At 58.9% G+C, this 24,906-nt stretch carries 18 protein-coding genes and 1 pseudogene; 12 read left to right on the forward strand and 7 right to left on the reverse strand.

What is annotated here, in order from left to right; translation table 11 throughout:
• Positions 1-95: 95 nt before the first annotated feature.
• Positions 96-722 carry a glutathione S-transferase family protein gene (locus ACFOPH_RS08955; protein ID WP_312547238.1) on the reverse strand — a complete coding sequence of 209 codons (627 nt, stop codon included), beginning with the start codon at positions 720-722 and terminating at the stop codon, positions 96-98.
• A gap of 232 nt (positions 723-954) precedes the next feature.
• Between ACFOPH_RS08955 and ACFOPH_RS08960 the strand changes: the two genes are divergently transcribed.
• Positions 955-3,636, forward strand: a complete 2,682-nt coding sequence (locus ACFOPH_RS08960; RefSeq protein ID WP_379734844.1) for a M1 family metallopeptidase — start codon at positions 955-957, stop codon at positions 3,634-3,636.
• A gap of 69 nt (positions 3,637-3,705) precedes the next feature.
• Here ACFOPH_RS08960 and glpD read toward each other — a convergent pair whose 3' ends face one another.
• Entirely contained in the window at positions 3,706-5,250 is a 1,545-nt protein-coding gene (gene glpD, locus ACFOPH_RS08965; protein ID WP_379734846.1) for a glycerol-3-phosphate dehydrogenase, read from the reverse strand.
• Between the two features lie 283 nt (positions 5,251-5,533).
• Here glpD and ACFOPH_RS08970 point away from each other — a divergent pair.
• The 4 genes and pseudogenes from ACFOPH_RS08970 to gmtX form a co-directional block, all read left to right on the forward strand.
• Positions 5,534-5,653, forward strand: a pseudogene (locus tag ACFOPH_RS08970) (phosphohydrolase); the annotation flags it as partial.
• A gap of 369 nt (positions 5,654-6,022) precedes the next feature.
• A complete protein-coding gene (gmtY, locus tag ACFOPH_RS08975) occupies positions 6,023-7,534 on the forward strand; it encodes a gamma-mobile-trio recombinase GmtY (RefSeq protein WP_312547319.1) in 1,512 nt (503 codons plus the stop codon).
• On the forward strand, positions 7,527-11,648 hold the full coding sequence (gene gmtZ, locus ACFOPH_RS08980; protein WP_147935948.1) for a gamma-mobile-trio integrase GmtZ: 4,122 nt from the start codon (positions 7,527-7,529) through the stop codon (positions 11,646-11,648). Before gmtY ends, gmtZ begins: the two co-directional genes overlap by 8 nt.
• Positions 11,648-12,322 carry a gamma-mobile-trio protein GmtX gene (gene gmtX / locus ACFOPH_RS08985; protein WP_379734848.1) on the forward strand — a complete coding sequence of 225 codons (675 nt, stop codon included), beginning with the start codon at positions 11,648-11,650 and terminating at the stop codon, positions 12,320-12,322. The genes gmtZ and gmtX overlap by 1 nt, the downstream gene beginning before the upstream one ends.
• 193 nt (positions 12,323-12,515) lie before the next feature.
• Here the strand turns inward: gmtX and ACFOPH_RS08990 are convergent, their stop codons facing one another.
• The gene (locus ACFOPH_RS08990; protein ID WP_229493751.1) at positions 12,516-13,109 is read right to left on the reverse strand and encodes a hydrolase; all 594 of its coding nucleotides are present in this window, start codon (positions 13,107-13,109) and stop codon (positions 12,516-12,518) included.
• Between the two features lie 979 nt (positions 13,110-14,088).
• On the opposite strand from ACFOPH_RS08990, the gene ACFOPH_RS08995 reads away from it, so the two are divergent.
• The gene (locus ACFOPH_RS08995) at positions 14,089-16,353 is read left to right on the forward strand and encodes an AAA family ATPase (RefSeq protein WP_147935946.1); all 2,265 of its coding nucleotides are present in this window, start codon (positions 14,089-14,091) and stop codon (positions 16,351-16,353) included.
• A 155-nt stretch (positions 16,354-16,508) separates the two neighbouring features.
• Entirely contained in the window at positions 16,509-17,513 is a 1,005-nt protein-coding gene (locus ACFOPH_RS09000) for a hypothetical protein (RefSeq protein WP_147935945.1), read from the forward strand.
• 210 nt (positions 17,514-17,723) lie between these two features.
• On the opposite strand, the gene ACFOPH_RS09005 is transcribed toward ACFOPH_RS09000, so the two are convergent.
• From ACFOPH_RS09005 to ACFOPH_RS09015, 3 genes are all read right to left on the reverse strand, one after another.
• On the reverse strand, positions 17,724-18,929 hold the full coding sequence (locus ACFOPH_RS09005) for an MFS transporter (protein ID WP_147935944.1): 1,206 nt from the start codon (positions 18,927-18,929) through the stop codon (positions 17,724-17,726).
• A 52-nt stretch (positions 18,930-18,981) separates the two neighbouring features.
• Entirely contained in the window at positions 18,982-20,409 is a 1,428-nt protein-coding gene (locus tag ACFOPH_RS09010; RefSeq protein ID WP_147935943.1) for an FAD-dependent oxidoreductase, read from the reverse strand.
• Positions 20,410-20,496: 87 nt separating this feature from the next.
• Positions 20,497-20,808 (reverse strand): ArsR/SmtB family transcription factor, encoded by a 312-nt coding sequence (locus tag ACFOPH_RS09015; RefSeq protein WP_147935974.1) that lies wholly within the window; start codon positions 20,806-20,808, stop codon positions 20,497-20,499.
• Between the two features lie 136 nt (positions 20,809-20,944).
• Here ACFOPH_RS09015 and ACFOPH_RS09020 point away from each other — a divergent pair, with 136 nt between their 5' ends.
• The 5 genes from ACFOPH_RS09020 (at position 20,945) to arsH (ending at position 24,309) form a co-directional block, all read left to right on the forward strand.
• Positions 20,945-21,271 (forward strand): ArsR/SmtB family transcription factor, encoded by a 327-nt coding sequence (locus ACFOPH_RS09020; RefSeq protein ID WP_147935942.1) that lies wholly within the window; start codon positions 20,945-20,947, stop codon positions 21,269-21,271.
• A 51-nt stretch (positions 21,272-21,322) separates the two neighbouring features.
• Positions 21,323-21,802, forward strand: a complete 480-nt coding sequence (locus tag ACFOPH_RS09025) for an arsenate reductase ArsC (protein WP_147935941.1) — start codon at positions 21,323-21,325, stop codon at positions 21,800-21,802.
• 74 nt (positions 21,803-21,876) lie between these two features.
• The gene (locus tag ACFOPH_RS09030; protein WP_147935940.1) at positions 21,877-23,157 is read left to right on the forward strand and encodes an arsenic transporter; all 1,281 of its coding nucleotides are present in this window, start codon (positions 21,877-21,879) and stop codon (positions 23,155-23,157) included.
• 16 nt (positions 23,158-23,173) lie between these two features.
• Positions 23,174-23,596, forward strand: coding sequence for an arsenate reductase (glutaredoxin) (arsC, locus tag ACFOPH_RS09035; RefSeq protein ID WP_147935939.1), 423 nt, complete (start codon positions 23,174-23,176; stop codon positions 23,594-23,596).
• Positions 23,593-24,309: an arsenical resistance protein ArsH gene (arsH, locus tag ACFOPH_RS09040; RefSeq protein WP_147935938.1), complete on the forward strand. Its 717-nt coding sequence runs from the start codon at positions 23,593-23,595 to the stop codon at positions 24,307-24,309. Before arsC ends, arsH begins: the two co-directional genes overlap by 4 nt.
• 54 nt (positions 24,310-24,363) lie before the next feature.
• Here the strand turns inward: arsH and ACFOPH_RS09045 are convergent, their stop codons facing one another.
• Entirely contained in the window at positions 24,364-24,696 is a 333-nt protein-coding gene (locus ACFOPH_RS09045) for a YnfA family protein (protein WP_370660645.1), read from the reverse strand.
• Between the last annotated feature and the right edge of the window lie 210 nt (positions 24,697-24,906).

Consider the following 24,906-nt stretch of genomic DNA (forward strand, 5'->3'; position numbering starts at 1 on the left):
CAGCCCTGATCGCATAGCGGCCACGAGTAGGGGCGCGAATCTTCCGGAGTAGTCCGGTCCAGTGGACCGGACGACGAGCCTTCCCCCTGCGGATCTTACTTCGACGCCTGCGCGCTCGGCCTTGCCGCGATGCGGTCGCGCCAGCTTTGCAGGTGTTCCATCCCCTCCTCGCCCGGCTTGAATTTCAGCAGGCCGCGGCCGAACTCCAGCGCGCAGAAGGCGGTGATGTCGGCGATCGTGAAGCGCTCGCCGGCAACGTACTCCTGGCGCGCCAGCACCTGGTCGAGCCAGCGCGCGGTGATGCGCATCTTCTCGCCCTGGGCCGCGCCGAAGTCGGCGAACTGGGGCTGCTCGAGCGCCGCCAGCGCGGGATGGGTGTGGCGCGCGGCGCTGGCCGTTTCCAGCAGCAGGTGCAGCTCCATGCGGCGGTCGGCCATCTCGATGAAGGCGCGTTCCTCGAAGTCCCGGCCCATCAGGTTCGGTTCCGGCTGCAGGCCTTCGAGGTAAGTACAGATCGCGCGCGTTTCGCTCAGCACGCGGCCGTCGTCGAATTCGAGCGCGGGGACGCGGCCGAGCGGGTTCTTGGCCAGGTAGTCCACGTTGCGGTGCTCGCCCTTGATGATGTCGACCATCACGGTCTCGATGCCGGCGATGCCCTTCTCGGCGATGAACATGCTCACCCGGCGCGGATTGGGCGCGTAGCTGCTGATGTAGAGTTTCATGGGTCTCCTTCGTTGTTGTCACGAATTTGTTGCGAATTTGTTGCGAATTTATTGTTGTCGTGGCGCGGGGAACCGGGCCTGTTCCGATCATACCCCAGGCAGCCCTGGCTGGCGTCGGCAGGCTTGATAGATTGACATCGACATCCATTGCCCGCAAGATGCCGATGTCTCGATCCATGAAGCTGGCCGCCGTCCGCGCCGCCGTCGCAGACCCACCCGACGAAAGCATTCCATGCACCACAGCCCCATCGCCGCAGCCGTCGCGCTGGCCCTGGCCGGCGCCGCCCTGCCGGCCCATCCAGCCCATCCAGCCCCCGCGCCCGCAACCCTACCTGCCGCGGCCGCTGCCGAAGCGACCAGCCAGCTCCCGCGCGGCGTGCGCCCGCTGCACTACGACATCGCGATCACGCCCGATGCGCAGGGCGCCAGCTTCGCGGCCCGGGTCGCGATCGACCTCGAGGTGCTGGCGCCGACCCGCAGCATCACGCTCAACGCGGCCGAGCTGGCATTTTCCGGCGCGACCCTGACGCCGAGGTCCGGTGGCGCGCGGCAAAGCGCGCGCATCGCCGTCGACGAGGCGGCGCAGACCGCGACCTTCAGTTTTTCGACGCCGCTGGCGAAGGGCCGCTACCGCCTCGCGCTCGACTATACCGGCGTGGTCCAGACCCAGGCCGCCGGGCTGTTCTCGCTCGACTACGACAGCGCAGAAGGGAAGAAGCGCGCCCTGTTCACCCAGTTCGAGAATTCCGATGCGCGCCGCATGATCCCGTCCTGGGACGAGCCGGCCTACAAGGCCAGCTTCGCCCTGCAGGCGACCATCCCGGCCGGCGAGATGGCCGTCAGTAACATGCCGGTGACGCACGCCACGACGCTGCCCGACGGCCGCGTGCGGGTGCGCTTCGCCGATTCGCCGAAGATGTCGACCTACCTGCTGTTCTTCGCGCTGGGCGACTTCGAGCGCGCCACGGCGGATGTCGACGGCACCGAACTGGGCATGGTGACCCGGCGCGGCGCCCTGGCCCAGGCGCAGTTCGCGCTCGACGCCTCGAAGGACATCCTGCGCGAGTTCAACGATTACTTCGGCGTGCGCTATCCGCTGCCCAAGCTGGATAACGTGGCCGGACCGGGGCGCAGCCAGTTCTTCTCGGCCATGGAAAACTGGGGCGCGATCTTCAGCTTCGAGTACGCCCTGCTGCTCGACCCGGCGATCTCGACCCAGGTCGACCGCCAGGAGATCTTCGCCACCGCCGCCCACGAGATGGCGCACCAGTGGTTCGGCAACCTGGTCACGATGCGCTGGTGGGACGATCTCTGGCTCAACGAGGGCTTCGCTTCCTGGATGGAGGGCCGCATGACGGCGCGCCTGCATCCGGAATGGCACACCGCGCTGAACGCCGTGCGCAACCGCGACCACGCGATGGCCCGCGATTCGGTGGCGACCACGCACCCGGTGGTGCAGCATGTGGAGACCGTGGAGCAGGCCAGCCAGGCCTTCGACGAGATCACCTATTCGAAGGGCGAAGCGGTGATCCGCATGCTCGAGGCCTACGTCGGCGAGGATGCCTGGCGCCGCGGCGTGCGCGCCTACCTGCGCGAGCACGCCTACGGCAACACGGTCTCGGACGACCTGTGGCGGCAGATCGAGCGCGCCGCCGGCAAGCCGGTGACGGCGATCGCCCACGACTTCACGCTGCAGCCGGGCGTGCCGCTGATCCGCGTGGCCGACCCGGTGTGCAAGGAGGGACGCAGCACGGTGGCGCTGAGCCAGGGCGAGTTCTCGCGCGACCAGCCCGAGCGCAAGCCGCTGTCCTGGCGCGTGCCGGTCATCGCGCAGATCGCCGGTGCGGGCACTGGCGGACAGGGCAGCACGCTGGTGGCGGGCGGCAAGGGCACGCTGTCGCTGCCCGGCTGCGGCGCCGTCGTCGTGAATGCCGGCCAGAGCGGCTACTACCGCACCCTGTACGCGCCGAAGGCCTTTGCCCGGTTGAGCGCCGGCTTCGCCGCCCTGCCCCCGATCGACCAGCTCGGCCTGCTCTCGGACAGTTGGGCGCTGGGCATGGCCGGGCTGCAGCCGGCCTCCGGTTTCCTCGACCTGGCGCGCGCCACGCCGCTCGACGCCGCGCCCCAGGTCTGGGCCCGGATCGCCGCGACCTTCGCCCAGATCCACGCCGACTACGACGCCGCCGATCCCGGACGCCAGCGCTTCGCCGACTACGCGCTGGCGCGCCTGGCGCCGGTGATGGCGCGCGTCGGCTGGAACGCCCAGCCGGGCGAAGCGAGTTCGCGCGTCAACCTGCGCGCCGACCTGATCGAGATCCTCGGCCAGCTCGGCGACCGCGCGACCATCGCCGAGGCGCGGCGCCGCCACGCGGCGATGGACAGCGATGGGCAAGCCGTGCCGCCGGCGCTACGCAAGAGCATTCTGGCGGTGGTGGCCCAGCACGCCGATGCGCCGACCTGGGAAGCGATGCGCAAGGCCGCGCGCGCCGAGACCTCGCCGCTGGTCAAGGACACCATGTACAGCCTGCTCGCCAGCGTCAACGATCCGCTGCTGGCCGGGCGCGCCCTGGCGCTGGCGCTGACCGACGAGCCGGGCGCGACCATCGGCGCCGAGATGATCGCCGCCGTCGCCGCGAACTATCCCGAGATGGCCTTCGACTTCGCGATCGCCAACATGGCGGCCGTCAACCAGCGCGTCGACGCCACGTCGCGCAGCCGCTATTTCCCGATGCTGGCGCGCGGTTCGTCCAGCAGCGAGATGGTGGACAAGGTGCGCGCCTATGCCGAGAAGCACCTGGCGCCCGACGCAAGGCGCGACGCCGAGACCGCCGTCGCGGCGATCCAGGACCGCCTGAAGGTGCGCACCCAACGCGTGCCGGAGATCGACAGCTGGCTGGAGCGCAACGGCATCTAATGTGGTGAGCCACTGGGGTGAGCCACTGCGGTGAGCCGCAGCGGTGGCCGCCGGCGCCCTGTCCGGCCTTCAGAAAGCCAGGGCCGGCTGGCGCGCGACGAGCCACTCGTCCAGCCGGCTGGCGCTGCCGGGCGCGACGTGCAGGCCGAGCTTGCTGCGCCGCCAGAGGATGTCGGCGGCGCTGCGCGCCCATTCGTGGGTCACCAGGTACGCGATCTCGGCCACGTACAGGCCAGGCACGACTTCCTGCCCCATGTCGGCCAGGTTGTTGCGGCGCGCCAGCAGGGTGTCGATGCGGGTGCCGTAGGCGCGCGCGTAGCGCTGCAGCAGTTGCGGCGGCAGCCAGGGGTAGCGCGCGGCCTGGGCCGCGGTCCAGGCGCCGAACTCCAGCACGCCGCGCTTGTCGGGACGCTGCCCGGCCACGTCGCCGCCGGGCAGGCAGGCGCCGGCAGTCCAGGCCGGGGCCGGCTTGCCCAGCGCGGGGCCGATCCAGTCCACGGCCTGCTCGGCCAGCTTGCGGCAGGTGGTGATCTTGCCGCCGAACACAGACAGCAGCGGTGCGCCGGCGGTGCTGGTCTCCAGCCGGAAGTCGCGCGTGGCCGCTTGCGCGCTGGCCGCGGCGTCCTCCACCAGCGGACGCACGCCGGCGTAGCTCCAGACCACATCGCTCGGGGTCACCGCGCGCACGAAATAACGGCTCGCCAGCTGGCACAGGTAAGACACTTCCTCGGGGCTGGTCGCCACCTTGTCGAGGTCGCCCTGGTAGTCGACGTCGGTGGTGCCGATCAGGGTGAACGCGCCCTCGTAGGGCAGCGCGAACACGATGCGCCCGTCGGGATGCTGGAAGATGTAGGCATGCGGATGCTCGAACAGGCGCGGCACCAGGATGTGGCTGCCCTTGATCAGGCGCAGCGCGCGCCCGCCGGGCAGGTCGGGCATGCCGTCGAGGAAGCGCGCCGCCCAGGGGCCGGCGGCATTCACCAGGCAACGCGCGTGCACCCGCAGCTGGCTGTCGCCGCCGTCCAGGGTGACGCTCCAGTGGGTCGCGTGGCGCTGCGGCGCCAGGCAGCGCGTGCGCGTGAGGACGGTGGCGCCGCGCTCGCGCGCATCGAGCGCGTTCAGGACCACCAGGCGGGCATCGTCGACCCAGCCGTCGGAATACATGAAGCCGCGCACGTAGCGCGCCTGGAGCGGGGCGCCGGCCGGGTGGCTGCGCAGGTCGACCGCGTGCGAACCGGGCAGGAATTCGCGCCGCGCCAGCCGGTCGTAGAGGAAAAGGCCGGCGCGGATCAGCCAGGCCGGGCGCGCGCCCCCGCTTTCGTCGTGCGGCATGACGAAGCGCAGCGGACGCATGATGTGGGGCGCGCTGCGCAGCAGCACTTCGCGCTCGACCAGCGCCTTGCGCACCAGGCCGAACTCGTAGTGTTCGAGGTAGCGCAGGCCGCCATGGATCAGCTTGCTCGAAGCCGAGGAGGTGTGCTGGGCCAGGTCGTCCTTTTCGCACAGGACCACGCGCAGCCCGCGCCCGGCGGCGTCGCGCGCGATGGCCGCGCCGTTGATGCCGCCGCCGACGACCAGTACGTCGCAATCGATCCGTCCTTGCGCTCTGTCCACGCGTCCTCCTGAAAAATCACACCGATCCAGTGTAGGCCCGCCATTCGCCTCCATGTTCGCATGGATCAATGCGGACGGTTTACCGCACCGATGTGTAGAATCGAACCATCGACACCACAAGGATCCACGGAGAATGCATGCTTGAAGCGACGCGGCCCGCCACCCGCCACTGCGCACCCCACGGCAAGGCCGCTGCGGGACGCGCATGATGGTGCAATGAATGGTGCAATAAATGCTGCAACAAATGCCACAACACATACTGCAACAACGCGCCTGGGTGCGCATGCCTTCCGGCAAGCGCCTCGACCTGCTCAATCCCACCCCTTTCGACTGGGACGATGCCGACCTGGCCCTCGGCCTGGCCCGCACCTACCGCTGGGGCGGCCACTCGGCCTGGCCGCTGTTATGGGCCCAAACTCATCTATAACAATTCCAGCTCTTCGTCATTGACACTGGCTCATACCCCTGCCCGCTCAGACAGTTTTTTCCCGCCCGGCATTGTTCTCGACTGAAATAAAAGTAACAATAACAATCGTTGACACCCGGCATCGCGGCGGCGACCTCGTAGCGTGCTACGAACTTATCTCGCTACCACGTCACGTAGGCGCCCACTGTAGCTAAGCATTGCATATTGGCAACACCGTCTCCAGCGCGAGGTCCAAGTACGGCCGTGCACAACCGGCTGAGCAATGGATCACCGTCATCGGCCGACGTCAGTTTTATCAATCCTTAGTTGGGGGCAAGTTTGAAGCATGCGCGTATCTGGGTCAAAGTGAAGCTGGACGTTACTGGGGGCTTCGTCCGTCTACCGGTGATCGTCATGCTTACTGCAGAAAAGGTAAATGTACTAGAGCCCTTGCTTTTCTATTTCCTATCGCGTCATCACGAACGCAGTCAGTCATGGATGGTGAAGCTTTGTGAAATTGTCGGGCAGCTCATCGATTATATCGATGCAAATGGGAAAATTCTAAAGCCGACTGATCTTTTCGGGGGATTTGTCAACTCGCTCTATAACGGAACATTCGATGAGACAGAGAACGATCCGAGCTTGCTATGCTGGTTTCCGTCTAGCGCCAAAACGGTAAACCCAAAGCTACGTATGCTCGAAGAATTCTCGGATTGGATGGTAATAAAGAACTATATTCCACTTTCATTAAATCCCTGGACTGATGCAACTACTTCCGCGCAGCGGTTTAACTGGATTGCATGGTATCGTCAAAATCAGTTTTCATTCTTAGGCCATCTTAGGCTGACCACTAAGAAATCCGCAAGTCTGGGACAAGCAAGAAGTATGAAATTACGGCGACAGCCGCTGGGCAAGGCTAGCGCTGCTAAGGCGTTTCCACCAGATTTTGAAACCGCTTTATTCCGCGATGGCTTCGTTCGACATGGCAAGACAGATGAAGAGGATATCCTTGAAAAATTTGACTGGCGCGGCATCTGCATCGCTTTATTGCTCGTATACGGCGCCAGGAGGCTATCAGAACCATTCCAACTATGGACTGGAGACGTAATGGAAAATCCCACGCGGCCAGGAGAAGCTCTAGTTCGAATTTATCATCCTGTGGAAGGACAGGCACCGGAAAATCCTAAGGTAAACGGCCGTAGGGCTGCTAACCGCCAAGCGTACCTTCAGATATTTCATCCGCGATATGCGCCTCGCACGACAGCTCACGGCAATTACCACGCCGGGTTCAAAGGCCGCGCGTTTACAGACGAGAAAGCACAGTTTCTGCATGTTCACTGGCTGCCCACTGATATGGCTGAAGCATTCCTATACGCTTACCATAATTACATGGAGCAGCGCGCGCGACTCGGCATCGATAGCGCGCGGCACCCGTTTGCGTTCGTGTCACACAAAGGAAAGCACAAAGGGGAGCCATATACTATTGGCGCATTTTGCGCGACCTGGAAGCGAGCAGTAACACGGATCGGACTGCCCCATGGCAAACTCCATGGCACTACTCCACACGGAGGCAGGCACAGCGTTGGTATACGTGCAAACAAGGCCGGCATCGATAAATACGATGCGCAAGAAATGTTTGGGCATAGCTCTTTGCTATCACAAGACGTGTACAGAGTACCAACGGTGGAACAGGTTACTGAATCGCTGGACGCCGCAACGCGAAGAATTCTGCACGAAGAAAGCGCGGGCGCTAACGACGACCAGGCACTGAACCGTCAGACAAATCTGATTGACATCTGGACAGGCTCGGAAGATCGTAGCCGCACCCATATATGGAGTGCGCCACAACGTAGAAATAGAGGAAAACGGTTTGACTAAACAACGCAGCGATTCTACTCCCCTTGCTGAGATTACTCACCCCGATGTGATTTTCGAAGGTTTGCTGGGGAAAATTAAGAGAAATAACAACCGATCAAGTCAATTTGCCGTACGGGCTATAAACTGGCTCGAAATCCTCCATTCGGTCTGTCGAGAACTGTTCGAAGCTGGGTCAAAAGACTTCTCAAAACGGAACGTCTCGCACCACTGCAACTCGTGTGGCGGACCTATCCTTACAGATCAATCAATATATAAGCCGCGCCATCGTGAGTTAATAAAAGCGTGGGCGCTATTTGCGGGTGGAACGACGCGGGACAAGAACACATCCGTAAAAAAGGACAGTGTTACAAAGAGATCACTCGACAGTAGTAAAGCAGTACCCTCCATACATCCAGACAAAACGCTAGAGGACCTCGTCAATAGGATGCTAGCGAACCGAAATTCAAAAGATCCCGTTATATTAAAAGCAATAGAACGCCTCAAGATTTTGCATACCGTCTGTACGAAACAGTTTGAGACCGGTAGCCGAGATTTTTCAATGCGCGGTCTTGGTGCGATCTCCGGACCTCTAGGAGGGCCAACTTTTCAAGATAGGTCAATCTATCGTCCCACAAATCGCGCCTTGATCGAGGCTTGGGCCGAGTTCGCGAACGGCTATACGAGAACACCTCCTCAGATACTAAGAGAGCAAGACCGAAAGGAAACGGTCGACTATATCGAAAATTGTTTCCAGCGCACTAATCTATTGCCAAGTTACGAGATGATTCAAGCGGAGGGAATGAAAGAATTTCTTGGCCCTGGCAAGTCATTAAGCGCAAAAAATAACCGGGTAACTAGTTCGATGCAGCTGTGGCGCCAGAGCTGGACCCAGCAGGTGCCGGCCCAAGTAGTTGCCGCATGCGATCGACTTTTTGAAAACTTAAAAAGGATCCCAACCGTTCCAGAGGTTGTAGGCGTCCTCAAGATCACCGATTTGGGAGAAGCGAAAGCCCTCATCGAAGAAATCGAGTGTTGGCGGAAGTACCGTTTCGCCATGGAACTGTGGAGTTTCGCCCCAACCAATGACAAAACCGGTTTTTTATGGCTAGCGCTCCACCCGGAACTCGGGCAGTGGCGCGAACTAGTAATCGGCCATCTAAACTTCCAACCAGAACATCGAAAAAGTCTACATCTCGCCTTACACACTTTCTTCGCCCGCTATCTGCTGGCTGGGAACGTAAAACTTACCCCACAGGCCTTCCTAACCAACGGATATTCCCCACCCGACTTTTTTAAATTTTCCACAAAAGAGCGTGGAACGGCTGCGAGCAAAAAAGAATGTGTCGCAATTAACGCGTTCATCGAGTACGTACTTGACCGTGGCAACGACTTTGTCGAAATCGATAACCATGGGCACCGGATACGGAAGGCGCAATACAAGAATAACTTTGTTAGTATCAAATCTGGGACTGCCACGAGTCGCTCCAAGAATCCTGTTAACCGCAGGGTTCGGGTTGGCGCGTTGCAGGATCCTGAGCTAACTTATCTCATTCGCGTCAATCCCAACTTTGAACAGTGGAGGGTGTACGCCGTCAACTGGCTGGCTTCTACCACGGCAAATTTAGGCGCTGCACAGACTGCGATCAGGGAAATTTTCATTGACTACGTATCGGCTGAGCATCTCCCCTCAGATCCATCGACTTTGCTTTCAGCTGAATGGCAACGTAATAATCCAGTTCCGTCATACCGCGAAACAGCCCTGAGTACGGTCGGCTCCAGGCACGCGCGCGCCCATTTCTCCAAAGCAATTGAATTCATCGACTACGTTTTGGAGACTTACTACTCCGCCGAAGACGATTTTGGTCGACGGGTAGTATCGGGAGACTTTCGAAATTTCCTTGCTGATCAAGGCGCCGACATCCCAGCTGCGAAAGGCCAAGGTGCGCATTCGAATAAGGAGGTCCTGCCTAGCCGGTACATACGATACGTGCGCGAACTAATATGCCCAAGTGGAGCAAAAAACTTCGGTGATTTGAAATGGGCACAAAGATCCTTTCCGGCTGCCGACTGGTTTCAGGTCGATCCCGAAAAAATCGACAAGGATGATCCTGATTGTGTTTGGCGAATCCGTACAATATTCGCTAAAGGATCACGCAAACAAATCACCAAATCTAAGCAGGTTTACGAAATTTGGTATCCCGGGCGCACCATTGCTATGTTGCTTAAACTTGAACTCCCTCTTCGTACTTATCAGGTAAGGATGCTGGACAGCGGTGAGGCAGACTCGTGGTGGTATGAGGGAAGCACATGCGGGAGGAACGGGAGGGATGAGTTAATCTATCGGGCAGGACAGTTTCGCAAGAGCAACTCTACACTGGCTTGTAATATCGGGAACATCGAGCGGCATGCGGGTGTGTTTCGTCGCATGCCCGACAGCGTTTCAGGCAAAGTGTTCGCGGGCCTGTTTATAAACACAAACAAAACTCAAGACAGAGGTCAGGAGCAATGGGATCGTGGCTACGTAGTACCGTGGCAACACGGTAAAGTTTTGTACTGGTGCGAGCGACTGCGAGATTGGCAAAGAAAATACAACCCAATTAGCGCCCTGGTCCCATGCACGGCGCTACCAGAAAAAGTGCTTGGAACCAAAACGGAATTGCAAAAGCAGCAGATGGGAAGCATGTGCTTTTTATTCCGCGATCCGTGCGCTGCGCAAAATGAAAGAACTTGGCCGATCGCAAACGGCAAGTTAGTTGTTTTATGGATCAAGGTCTTAGAAGAGTTAGAAGTAATTTGTGCTAGAAACGGACATACAACTGTCGACGGCGCACGATTACAATTTGTTTACGAGGAAGACGGAGGGAGGAACTGTGGTTTATATTCCTTACACTCCCTTCGCGTATCACTCATTACACATCTAGCGACCGAGGGCGGCGTTGAGATGCAGATTCTATCTGAGTGCATTGCTGGACATGCGCGTATTTTGATGACCTTGTACTATAAAAAGTCTGGCATCTCCTATGTTAGCGACGTCATGGAATGTGCATCCGAGCGGATTAAGGATGAGACTGCAGAACAAAAGAGCTGGATTAGGTGGGTGAAGGACGCAAGTCTCAAACAACTTGAGGTAAACTCTGCGACCGTTGATGTTTCAGTAACCCAAGCTATAAAAGATGCGTTCAGCCAAGGGGGCACGTCGTTAATAAGGACAAATCTTGGCTTATGTGCGAAAGGTGGAATGGGGTGCGCCAGTGGCGGCAAGATCATTGATGAGGATACAGGGGTCGTGTCATACGGTGCCACTCCCGGTTACCCTCAACAAAAAAACTGTGTACGTTGCAGGTGGTTTATGACTGGCCCAGCATTCCTTCAGGCTCTCGTGCATCATTGGAACCTTCTCCATTTTAATCTTGGAGATTCCGGCCATCGCTATTTAGAGACTTCCTCTGAGATTACGGCCCTCGAGTCAGCTATGCTCGAATGCCAGAGACTCAACAAGGTGTTCGAACACCATGCTAGATTGGAACAGCTTCGTCACTCATTAAGTGTCATATATGACGGAAACGAAAAAATCGCTGAGGATTCGCTGGCAACGATGAAACTAATTGTACGGTGCAAACATATTATCGATGCCGCCGCTGATCCGAATAGCGATGTCGTCCTTCTCGCAGTCGGAGGCATGGATGAGGTAAAAATCAACGTTAGCGAATGCTCGGAACTAGAGCAGATTTTGACCACGGCCGTTGGCTCTACCATCTACGTCGACGAAGACGCTCAAAAAGCCGTGCTCAAAGCAGGCAACGCGTTCGATCGGATGTTGATAATGAACGATAAGGAACCCCTGTTTTTCAAGCTAAGTGAAAAGGAGTTGCCGTCAGTTATCCTCCATATGACCAGTCTGCTCCAGGCATATGCGGGAAGCATCGGAAAAGCTGTCCCGTTTATCGAAGGCGCAGAGCGACTCTCTGCTCTTGGCTTATTCGGGGCGAGCAACGAGATCATTAACTTGGCGTCAGCTGGAAATCGGCTGAATTTGACTAATATTAAACGAAGCAAGATAGATGCTACCACTCTTAAGGAGACTCCACCGCCTCTTCAGCCGCCCCGAATTGCGATGATGCGCGTGGAGAAATAATGGGAAATGATACTATTCTCGATCCAGAGCAGGTTTTGCAGCGGTTACAGGCCGGAGCAAAGTCACAGCGCACAAGAGACTCGCTAGACATTATCAATCAAGTTTGCAAGGAACAGTTCGAGCGCAAGAGCTACGACTACAGTTACAGTATGATTGGTACATTATCTGGTGGGCGCGGCGGCCCTAAAGCACAGCCCATCCGCAATGCGACTGGCGCGGTTTACCGTACACTTATCGATACCTGGCAAAAGTTTGCAAATGCAGGGGGGCATGCCCCGCCCGCGCAGCGGCCTACCAATCTTGAAAATAACGTATTGTCGCTAATCAGCGATTCAGTAACGCGCATTCTTGTCCAAAAGTACATATCAGAGAACAAAAAGCTTCGTAACGAGAATCAGGTGTTGAAAGTCGCCGCTAAAGAAAAAGTCGTGATCAATCTTTCAGGAAAGCGAGACGAGGCAGTCTTTACAGTCGAGACACATGGGCCAATCGACTTTCTTTTAGAACAAGAAATCTTCGCGTTGAGGAATGCGATTAGCGCCGAGACGATGCGAAGGAACGGTTGGGTAGGGGACGCGGACAGCGGGGCAGTAACAAAAGGCCCTCTAACTATATTTAGTCCCGGCTTCATGACGGCCATCTCGAAAATTGTGGAGAGGCTTGATCGGGAATAAGCAAGGAACGCTATAAGTAGACTTTTTGCGCCAGAGCTTTCTTTGGCGCACTTTCGAGTGACTGCGAAAGCCTTGCTGAGAATGTGAGTTCGGAGGAATATGCAATGCTAACTCACCTTTCGATGCAGAAGTGGGAGTCGTTGAACTCCCAGCCGTGCAGCTTAGATATTTTTCAACCGTGCTTGGTTATTTTTCAAGGGTGATGGGTTTGTGCTAAATGCTTCAGCTCATCAAAACGCTCAAGGAACAAGCTATAGGCGCGGTCCGGGCCCACTGGTACAATTCTGGCGGCATGAGCTGCCGGAAGGTGCCCCCAATCAACCCACGCTGGCGGAAGCAAATCTCGCAGCTCGGTGGCCATACTTATGAGGTCAGCGTGTTTTATTATAGGACTTTCGTCATCAAAACCAAATCGGCGGCGCAGTGCGTCCTTTACAGGTTTGATGTGTGATTTAACGTACTCACGACCTAACATTACCTTTACAGGCGATGGCCAATCCCCGAGAAACTCTTCACAGTCATGCATGAGAGCTGCATATGCCAGAGGCTCTGGTACGAGACGCGACACCATAACTGAATGTTCGGCAACCGAATACCACGGTCTTGCAGCACCACCCCACCGGGGTTGCGAGGCAAGACACAATGCGATGTCAGTAATCGGCAAACCAGTGGCGTCTGGAGCCAGCAAATCAAGGACGTAGCCCGACGGCAGCAAAATTGACGTACGCCCATCCGGCTTATCTAGGAGTTCAAGTTGCATCAGTGAATAATACGGTGTGTCAATCATGACATCTTCGCTCAGCCTCCAGCGGAGGACTGTGCCTGATGCCTTCTGGAGTCCAGGTTCTGCCTCCATCCTACATTGCCGTAGTATCGTCGATCTGAAAAGTTTTGGTGTGAGGCAGTGGACGCCATCCGAGAGACGCGATGGGTGGGTACGCGGCCGACGCGTTTGCGCGCCGGGATCCAAGTACCGCGCGCGGTAGGTGCGCAGCTGAGGTAGCGTGAAGAGCCGAGCGCGCGCAGGCTGGCGCGCACGCGCCGACACAAGGTCCGGACGCCACCGAACGGGCGCGGGTTGGCGCCGACGTCGATCGACAAGGTCGATTCCGCAGCCTGCGCCACCTACGGCGTGTACTGCATCAGCCCCATCGCCACCGCGTTCAGGGCTTCTGCCTCGCGCTCGGAGGAGCGCTCGACGACGCGCTCCTCGCGCATGAGCGTCAGCACGTCGCCGAGGCCCATGCCGATCCTGGCGGCGCGCGTGGAGCGAAGCGACCAGCACCCGTTCCCCCTCGAGCACGCCCCCCAGGTCAGTTGACCAGTTCGAGCTGAAGACATCGAGCGGTAACTGGAGCAAATACAGGCCGATCCACAGGCGCATGGCGTTGGATCAAAGAAAGAAAGGGGTCAGTGGCAGGAACAGCAGCGCGTCACGCTGCGGCCTCGGCGTTTGATGAAGCCAATGTCGAGGCCGCCGGCCGCGGGCCGCAAGGACAGGCGCAGCGGCGCCGGTGTGAAAAATGAAAAAAGCCATCACTGGCTGAACAAAATCTTCACTAACTGAATAAAAACGTCACTTGCCCTCAAGACAATTTCCCTCTTACACTGGCTGTTGAGCGACGTCTGTTATCGGCCTAAGTTGGTATGCAAACGCTCGCCGGTAACGATGAAGGTCAGCAGCGTCATGAAGCGGACTTTCACTTCCGCAACGTGGGGGTCACTAGACGCTTACGGTAATCTTGCGTCAAATATCAGGAAGCGACATGCTGAAGAGCATTGAGAAGATCAAGGGGCTCGGCGTCTATCAGAGCTACAACAAGCCGGCAGGGACACAAGACTTCGGGATCAAGAATCTCATCTACGGCTGGAACTACTCTGGGAAAACCACCCTCTCCCGCCTGTTCGCTCAGCTTGAGGCCAAATCGGCCAATCCTGATTTATCCGGCTGTGAGTTCACGCTTGGAACTGCCGATGACTCGATCACTGAGAAGAACTTCAGTCGGTGCAACCTGTCGGTTCGTGTTTTCAATTCGGATTTCGTCCGCGCTAATTTGCATTTCGATGGCGGGAGCTTCAACCCCATCCTGCTGCTCGGAAAGGAATCCGAGGAAGCGCAACGGAAGATTGATCAGATCAGCAAGCGAATCCAGCGCTCCGACGAGGTCCAGCGCAAGCTGGACGGCAAGTTTGAAGAGGTGAAGACGCGGATAGCGCAGGCCAAGACCGACACTGCCAAGTTCATTCGCCAACGTCTGAAGGTTGATCCCTACACGGCCGCACATCTCGGGCAGGACCTTGTCGCCGTCGGTATCCTTGAGACCCAACTCTTGGCGGAAAAGGAACTCACCGATGCTATCGAGCTCGCGTTGACGCCCGACTCGAAGAAGCCCAGCACTGTTGAGGAACTGCGCGCTTCTCCGTTGATCGAAGATCTCCACAAGGAAGCCGTCACGGTTCTCGCCGCCACGCCAAGTTTCTCCAATACCATCAAGCACCTTGAGGAGAACCCTGCCGTTGAACGCTGGGTCCAGGGCGGCCTGACCCTGCATTCTGGCGCCGGAACATGCGAATTTTGCGGGAACGACTTGTCCCAAGATCGCCTCGAAGCCTTTCGCGCGCACTTTTCGAAAGATCTGGCGGACCACAAGGAGCGGATCGATGGTCTTCTTGCACGTGTGAAGGCGGCGGTCTTCAGCCTGAGTTGGCCCAAGGCTGCCGAACTCAACGCTCAATTTCGTGAGAGTTACACCGCTGCCGTCGAAGCGCTGCCCTCGGCCATCGACGCGTTCAACCAAGCGATAGGGGAACTCGCTGCCGAAGTGCAACGCAAGGCAGACGATTCGCGCAAGGCCATGACGCCTACACCTTTGGCTGCTGGCCTGGAAAAAGGGATCAAAGATGCGATTGCCATAGTGAACCTCGTCATCAAGCAAAACAACGAGTTGGCCTCGAACTTCACTAAGGAGCGAGCGGCTGCCTTGAGGCAGGCACGATACCACTACGTCCAACAATTTGTGGACGACCAAGCTGCCACAGGCCTGGAGCAACAGAAAGCGCGGCTCGCCAAGCGGGCCGATCGTCTCAAGACCTATGCAGCAAGGCTGCGGCCGGAGATCAGCAGTCTTCAGGCTCAGATCAGTCAAGCGCAACAAGGTCGGGAAAAAATCAACGAACGCTTGGCGTCCATGCTGGGCAGTGAGGCCGTCCAGATCCAAGTCGTCAAGGATGCGGCAGGCCAGGACCGCTTTCAACTGATCCGGAAGACGGGGGCCATTGCCAAGAATATGAGTGACGGGGAACGCACGGCAGTTGCATTCTCATACTTCCTGACAAAGCTGCAGGAGATAAAGCCCGCGGAATTCAAGGAGACCCTCGTCTATATCGACGATCCCATCTCGAGCCTCGACGCCAATCACATCTTTCAAGTAACCGCTGCCATCCGGGCACTGTTCTTCGAGCAGCAGGACAAGAATGCTCCTTGGCAGACGACCTGCAAGCAACTGTTCATCTCCACGCACAACTTTGAGTTCTTCAACCTGCTCAGAGAAATCAAGCCCGTGGCGAGCAAACAGGGAGCGCGGCTATACCTGATCAGAAGAATCGCCGAGACCTCCTCGGCGCTAGAGGACATGCCTGCCTCGCTCGCACGCTATCAGTCTGAATATCACTTCCTGTTCGAGGTCATTCATCGTTTCCACAAGGCTCCAGATAAGACTGTCCACGAAGTGCTGATGCTGCTGCCAAACGCCATGAGGCGCTTTATCGAGCTCTACACATACTCCAGGCTTCCTGGTCCAAAGGAATCGGAGCAAGTCGACGAGCGGGCCGAGATTCTGTTCGGGGTCGAGCGTGCGAAGCGGATCCTTAAGATCTTCCACTACTTCAGCCACGGCAACACAATGGATCGGCTCGCTGGAAACAACGAGCTGATCTTCGACCTGGAGCATGCGGTCAAAGATCTGATAGACGCCATTACAGAAAAAGACAAGCCACATATGGACGCCTTGGTCGCGGCCTTCCAAGCCTGACGGCATGTACGACTTTCGCACCCTATCGCCGATCGATTTCGAGCTACTCGTGCGTGACCTGCTGCAAGCGGAGTTGGGCATCACGATGGAGAGCTCTGGCCCCGGCAATTAACCAAGCGCTAGACAATCACAACACTTCGCGGCAAGGGAAAATAATGTTTGAAAATACCCTGAAAGATCTAGAGCACCTCGCGAGCATGTCTGTCTCTGTTGAAATTGAGACTGACGAGAAAGGCTATATCGATAAACAATGCCCTGCAGAAACGTGCGAGTTCGTCTTCAAGGTCAATGCCGAGGATTGGCAGAATATCGTCACCGATGAAGCCGTTTGGTGCCCAATGTGCGGTCACGAGGCAGGCGCAGATCAATGGTACACAATCGAGCAAGTTGAGCATGCCAAGTCTGAGGCTCTCCAAGTATTCTCGGGACAACTGAATCAGGCGCTAAGTGCAGACGTAGAGCGCTTCAACCAAAGGCGACCGGAGGCAAGCTTCATCTCCATGTCCTTGAAGCTCGAGGGGGGATCTTACCGAACCCATACTATTCCTGCGAAAGCTGCAGAGGCCATGCAGCTTGAAATCGAATGCGATCACTGCACATGCCGCTTTGCTGTCATCGGGAGTGCGTATTTTTGCCCCTCCTGCGGTGTGAACTCAGTAACCCGGACCTATCAGGACTCGCTTCGCAAGATCCGGGCGAAGTTCAACACTGAAGACATTGTCAGGCAAGCACTTACGTTAAGTATTGGAAAGGACGACGCGGAACTTATCTGCCGCTCAATACGCGAAACGTGTCTTTCAGACGGGGTAACCGCGTTTCAGCGCTACTGCGAGGGGCTGTACGAGCCTTATGGAAAGCCGGCTTTCAATACCTTCCAGCGCATTGATGATGGAAGTGCACTCTGGCGTGCAGCGGTAGGCTTCGGTTACGAAACGTGGTTGACACCTGAAGAGCTAACAGCACTGAAGGTGCTCTATCAAAAGCGCCACCTGCTGGCTCATTGCGAGGGAATCGTTGATCAAAAGTACGTGGAGAAGTCCGGAGATTCGAGCTATAAGCCCGGACAACGTCTGGTCATAGCGGAGGCCGACGTGGCCACCATGTTGTCTTTATTAGAGAAGTTGGGTCTAAATTTGCAGGAGCTTGCCAGAAAATCGTAAGCAAACAGGGCGCCGACGAGGTTCAGTCGTGAAAAATGCGCAGCGTGTGCAGGCTGCCGACTCGAACGTCACCCACACCAGCGACAGACATTTTGCTTCGAAACGTGAGATGAGAAGGGCCAAGTGATTCTCTACTTACCGCTGTGCTGCAACGCCGCTGTGTCAATGGCCCGTCATGAGTCGGTATTGCCGATAGAGAGTCGCCTCAGATCAAGCTGGGGGAACGTCAGTTGCCGTTACCCGTAACGCCTCTCTACCAACCGCCGAAAAGTACAGAGCAACCGATACGACGGCGACACCAAACAGGGTTGCGATCAGTAGTGTCGGCGTCCCGCCCTGGTTAATCACCCACGCTGCAATAATCGGTCCGCTGGCCTTGGCCAGCAGCGCGGGGCCCGCCATGGCACCAGATATGGCACCGTAGTTTTCGCTGCCGAACATCGCTTGCGGCAAGGTACCGCGGACGATCGTGATGACGCCGTTGCTGAGGCCGTAGAGGATGCAGAAGCACGCGATCGCCCATGCCTGGACGCCAAACAGGAGAATGACGGCAAGCGCTGCCGGCAACGCGCTGAAACAGAACTTGCCGACCAGCTGAGGTGCGGTGTTGCGTGCAACCGTACGCTCCAGGATCCGGCCGACGACCTGCAGGGGGCCGATCAGCATCGACATGAGGATCGCGATGCGAGCACTGTGCCCCATCTCCTGTAGTAGAGGGATCAGGTGCACCGACAATGCGGAGAAGACAAAAATGTTTGCCGAGAACGCCAATGCCAGCTTCCAGAATGCTGGATGGCGCACGGCCTCGGCCAGCGTGTGACTGCGCCTGCTCGTCTGCGTCATGGCTGCTGACTTGGATTGCTCCCGGCCCAACATCAGGTGCAGTGGAAGGCAGACCAGCAATTGGGTGGCCCCGAACCAAAGGTAGCTGTTTCTCCATCCCACTAAGGTATTCAGCTCCTGTGTCAGTGGCCAAAAGATCGTACTGGCGAAGCCGGCAAACAAGGTCAAGGTCGAGATCGCCTGACGTCCAGTCGCGGCAAATCTGCGGTTAATCGTTGCAAATGCCGCTTCGTACAGCGTCAGGCCCATCGCAAGGCCGAGGATGGTCCAGGACGTCACGTAGACGACCGGGCTGCGGGCCTCGCTCAAGAGGAAAAAACCGATGCCGCAAACGACTGACCCTGTGCCCATCACCAGCTGGCCACCATGGCGATCGAGCAGGATGCCGATCGGCGTCGCTACCAGGCCGGCGATCAGCAGGCTCCACGAATAGGCGCCGAAGACGAGCGTTGGGCTCCACCCAAGCTCACGCTGGATACTCGGCGCAAGAATGCTGAAAGCGTAGTACAGCGATCCCCACGAGATGATCTGTGTACAGGCAAGGATGCCAATGGTGCGCCACTGAGAATTCATACGTCCTCATTGATGAGAAGGCGGCACCGGGCGCCGCCGGAATCGAAACGGCTTACGCGCAGCACTCCGTCCTGACCGCTGAACTCGATGCCGGCTGGGCGGCGCAGCCGCATCCAGGTTTTTCTGCGGCCTTGGCCTGGGCGTCCGCAAGGCAGCAGCCAGCCGACGGCTCTCGCGCGGGCCCGCCGCAGCAAATCGATGCCGCCGGCTCGCTGTCATATACCTGGCTCGTGCTGCAGACGCCGGTTTCCGGCAGTTCCAGCTGCACGTCGTCGGCAGCAAGCAAATCGCCCGCCAAAGCTGCTACGACTGAACGCACCTGCTCATAACCGGTTGCCATCAAGAAGTTGGGCGCGCGGCCGTAGCTCTTGGCCCCAACCGCATAGTAACCCTGCTCAGGATGAGCCAGCTCGCGGTGGCCGTGCGGTCGCACCGTGCCGCAGCTATGCTCGTTCGGGTCGATCAACGGTGCCAGCAGGTCGGTGCTCTCGAGCCAAGGGTCGTGGCGCACTCGTAGTTCGCGTGTGATGTCGAGATTCGGGCGGGCGCCGGTAGCGGCGACGATCTCGTCGATGCCACCGATGTCGATAGCCCCGGCTTCGCCGCGCACCGTAATACCGCCGGCAGTCTCCAGTAGCGACTGAATCCGGAAATCCTGGTGTAACTCCAGCCGGCCGGATTGCTGCAGCGCCTTCAGCCGCATGCCCAGCTGTCCGCGTGCCGGCAGGCCGTTGGCATCGCCGCCACCGAACAGCTTCGCGCTTTGACGTCCGCGAATTGCCCAGACCAGGTGTGTGCCCGGCACCTCCTCGGCGAGCGTCGCCAATGCCAGCAGGGATCCCGCAGCCGAGTGACCGGCCCCGACAACCAGTACACGCCGGCCGGCGTAGCGTTGCCGCTCGGCTCCAAGCACGTCCGGCATGCCGTAAGCGATCCGGTCGCGCAGTGCGACTTCGCCTTGCGCCGGCAGCCCGTTGGCACCGAGCGGATTAGGTTGCGACCATGTACCGGTAGCATCGATCACGGCACTGGCCAAGTACTCGCGCTCGCCTTCAGGCGTCGCCGCGCGGATAACAAACGGGGCGCTCTCGCGACCGCGCGTCTTTACCTTGTCGAACCCGGCCCGGGTGATTGCGGCCACACGATGGGAAAGCCGGAGGTTCGCGGCGATCGCAGGAAGGGCTGCAAGAGGCAGCAGGTACCCGTCGAGGATTTCTCCAGCCGTCGGCAAAGCTTCCGGATCCGGTACCTGCCAGCCGGCTGCCACGAGCAATTGGTGGGCTGCCTTGTCGACGTTGTACTGCCATGGCGAAAACAGGCGAACCTGGCGATAGCTCGCCAGGTTGCTCGCCACCTGCGCACCCGCCTCCAGGATCAGCGGGGTGAAGCCGCGCGCGACCAGGTGGGCAGCCGCGGCCAGGCCGACAGGTCCTGCGCCAAGCACCGCTACAGGAAGGCTGTTGTTGAGGATGTTGTCCATGGTGTCTCCCAGTTCATCAAGTTTGCTGCTGTGGTTAAGGATTCCATTAGTAGTTCGTCGAACTACGAACAATGAGGCAAAAAATCTTTAGAGACTGCCGATCATCTGTTTCAGCTGGGCCAACCGGTCCGTATTCACGCAATAGCAGACGCGCTGTTCGTCGGCCGAACCAATGATGAGTCCTGCCTGCTTGAGCACGCTGACATGCTGCGAAATCGTCGACGCGGCCAGCGGCAGGACATCAGCCAGGCTGCCGAAGTAGCAGGCGCCGTAAGCCGAAAGGTAGTTCAGCAGCTGGACCCGTGCCGGATGCGCAAGCGCCTTGCACAGCATCGCCAGCTCATCAGCGTCAATCGTGGGCGCGGCGGTCCCGTCCTTCGGAGCACAGCAGGTCGTCATGTCCATCCTTCGTAATTCGTCAATCAACGAACAAAGAATAAAACCCTTGCCATAAGCTGTCAACATATTTCGATATTCTTGGAACCATCGTATCAAGCGTGTATGATCCTGATATCTTGCACATGATTGGAAAGCCATGGATACCAAAGCAGTACTCGCAGCACTCGCGGCCCTGGCACAGGAAAGCCGTCTAGCGGTATTTCGGCTGCTTGTACAGGCTGGGCCGGCAGGTCTCGCAGCGAGCAAAATCGCCGAGCACCTGGACATTCCGTCCTCGTCGCTGTCGTTCCACCTGAAAGAGCTGTCGCATGCCGGGCTCCTCTCTTCCCGGCAGGACGGACGCTTCGTGATTTATTCGGCGAACGTCGAAACAATGAACGGGCTGATTGGCTTCCTGACCGAGAACTGCTGCGGGGGCGTGCCCTGCGACGCGGCCGCAGGCAATGTATGCAAGGCGGAATGATGCCGGCCACGTATCGCCCCTATTTGACACTTTGACCCGACCACAAACCACATGAACGTACTGTTTCTCTGCACTGGCAACTCCTGCCGCTCCGTCCTCAGCGAGGGCACTTTCAACCACCTGGCCCCGGAAGGCTTGAAGGCGATCAGCGCCGGTAGCCAACCCACCGGGTGGCTGCATCCGCGCGCTGTCGCCCTCCTGGACCGTAAAGGGATTTCGACTGAAGGCTACTACAGCAAGTCGTGGGACGAGCTTCCCGTCACGCCCGACATCGTCGTCACCGTCTGCAGCAGTGCCGCCGGCGAGACCTGTCCTGCCTACCTCGGTCCGGTGCTGCGCACGCACTGGGGCCTGGAAGACCCGAGCCACGTCATCGGAACCGACGAGGAGATCGAAGCAGCATTCGAGCGAACCTATGAAATCATCCTGGCCCGCACGCAAGCCTTTTTGGCGCTGCCTTTGGCAGAGCTGAAAGCTGATAAGGCCCGGTTCAAGGCCGAGCTCGACCGCATCGGCACCCTGCTGCCCTGAGCTCGACGTCCCGCACCACGCGGGACGCTGTTATCGACGCCTCAAATTTATTGACCTGCTGACTAGGACCCTTTGTGCTCATCGCATTCCTGATCTTCCTCGCTACACTTATTTTCGTCATCTGGCAGCCCCGGGGGCTGGGCATCGGCTGGAGCGCTGGCGCAGGCGCCGTTGTTGCCCTGCTCGCTGGCGTCATCCACGTCGCCGACATCCCGGTGGTCTGGGACATCGTCTGGAATGCGACCGCTGCTTTCGTTGCCGTGATCATCATCAGCCTGCTGCTCGACAAGGCGGGCTTCTTCGAATGGGCGGCCCTGCACGTGGCGCGCTGGGGCAAAGGCAACGGGCGGCGCCTGTTCGTCCTGCTGGTCCTGCTCGGCGCCGCGGTGGCAGCGCTGTTCGCGAATGACGGCGCAGCCCTGATCCTGACGCCGATCGTGATCGCGATGCTTGCCGCGCTGCGCTTTTCGCCTAAAGCCACGCTGGCCTTCGTGATGGCGGCCGGTTTTATTGCCGATACCGCCAGCCTGCCGCTGGTCGTATCGAACCTGGTCAACATCGTCTCGGCCGACTACTTCGACATCAGCTTCGCCCGCTACGCGGCGGTGATGGTGCCGGTCAACCTGGTGTCGGTAGCAGCAACGCTCGCCGCGCTCACCTGGTTCTTCCGCAAGGACATTCCAGCGAACTACGACCTGGCGCAATTGAAGCGCCCCGAAGAGGCCATCCATGACCGCGCTACTTTCGTGACCGGCTGGTGGGTGCTGGCGATGCTGCTGGTCGGTTTTTTCTGGCTTGACGACATCGGCGTCCCGATCAGCGCCGTGGCGGCAGTCGGCGCAGCCTTGCTGCTGGCGGTGGCCGCACGCGGCCACCGCATCTCGACGCGCGAGGTGTTGCGCGGCGCACCGTGGCAGGTTGTCGTATTCTCGCTTGGCATGTACCTGGTCGTGTATGGACTGCGCAATGCAGGGCTGACGAACTACCTTACCGACCTGTTGAATCAGTGCGCACAGTATGGTGTATGGGGCGCGGCGCTCGGCACCGGGTTCATCACGGCGATCCTGTCCTCGATCATGAACAACATGCCGACCGTGCTGGTGGGCGCCCTCGCGATCGACGCCACCGCCACCACCGGTGTGGTGCGCGAAGCGATGGTTTACGCGAACGTCATCGGCGCCGACCTCGGACCGAAGATCACGCCGATCGGCAGCCTCGCCACCCTGCTTTGGCTGCACGTGCTGGACGCGAAGAACATCCATATCGCGTGGGGCTACTATTTCCGGGTCGGTATCGTGCTGACGCTGCCGATCCTCTTCGTTACCCTGTGCGCGCTTGCCCTGCGCCTGAGCTAAGAAAGCTTACAAAACCATGGACGTCACCATCTACCACAACCCGAATTGCGGCACGTCGCGCAATACCCTTGCGCTGATTCGCAATGCCGGGATCGAGCCGACCGTCATCGAGTACCTGAAGGACCCACCCGACCGTGCAACGCTCGTCGACCTGGTCCAACGGGCAGGCGTGTCCGTGCGCGAGGCTGTGCGCGAGAAAGGCACGCCTTTCGTCGAGCTTGGCCTCGACAACCCCGCCACCACCGACGACCAGCTGATCGATGCGATGCTGGCGCACCCGATACTGATCAACCGCCCGTTCGTGGTAACCCCAGCTGGCGTCCGCCTGTGCCGTCCTTCCGAGGTCGTACTGGATATTCTGCCGCTGCCGCAACAAGGTGCCTTCACAAAAGAAGACGGCGAGGTTGTCATCGATGCAGAGGGAAAGCGAATCAAATGAGCAAGAGTCCAAACCTCCCCAACATCCAGCCGGAGCTGCTCGACATGCCAACTATCGAGAAGCTCGCACCGGTTGGCGATATGAACCACCCGCCGCGCATCCTGATGCTCTACGGCTCCCTGCGCGAACGCTCCTTCAGCCGCTTTCTTACATACGAGGCCGCGCGTATCCTCGAGCAGTTCGGTGCCGAGGTGAAGATCTTCGATCCGATGGAGTTGCCGATGGTCGGCAGCGTGCCCGAGACGCACCCGAAGGTCGTCGAATTGCGCGAGCTGTGCCTGTGGTCCGAGGGTCAGGTCTGGTGCAGCCCGGAGCGCCATGGTGCCATCACTGCAGTGATGAAGAACCAGATCGACTGGATCCCGCTCGAGATGGGGGCGATCCGCCCGAGCCAGGGACGGACGCTGGCAGTCATGCAGGTCTGCGGCGGCTCGCAATCCTTCAACGTGGTCAATACCCTGCGCCTGCTCGGCCGCTGGATGCGCATGTTCACGATCCCGAACCAGTCCTCGGTGCCAATGGCCTACAAGGAGTTCGACGACGAGGGGCGCATGAGACCCTCGGCGTACTACGACCGCGTGGTCGACGTCATGGAGGAGTTATTCAAATTTACCCTCTTGACCCGGGGTCGCACGGACTATTTGACAGACAGGTATAGCGAACGTAACGAGCGCGCCCAGAAAGCGATCAACCGGCAAATACAAAAAATCTGAATCGTGAAGGAAATCAGGCGCCTCCCCGTCCTGGTTTCCTTCGATACAGCTGTTTCAGCTTCCCTTGCTCCACCCAGAGACAATGATCGCCATGCCGAACAAGGCAATTGCCGCGCCCGCCCAGTCCAGCGTCGATAACTTCACCCCATCGACGAATCTGAGCCAGACCAGGGCGGTCGCGACGTAGACGCCGCCGTAGGCTGCGTACACCCGGCCGCTAGCTGCTGGATGCAGAGTAAGTAACCAGACAAAAATCGCGAGACTGGCCGCAGCCGGCACCAGGAGCCAGATCGAGCCCCCCTTGCGCAGCCATAAGTAAGGCAGGAAGCAGCCGACGATTTCGGCGATGGCGGTGGCGACAAAAAGCAGTGTAGTTTTCAGTATCAACGCAGTTCTCATCCAGAAGCAACACTGCAGCATTATAGCTGGGCACCGTTTTGCTGCGCTCGCTCACTAGCCCTCCGCGTAAGGTGCCAAAGCAAAACGATGCCCCATGCTATACTTTTCTCCATGGCCGCCCGACGCTTCATCTACCTCGTCCTAACGATTCTCGCTCTTCAGCTCAGCTGGAGCGTGGTCGCTGCGTATTGCGAGCAT

The organism is Massilia haematophila (genome assembly GCF_042647645.1).
GTDB lineage: Bacteria > Pseudomonadota > Gammaproteobacteria > Burkholderiales > Burkholderiaceae_D > Telluria > Telluria haematophila.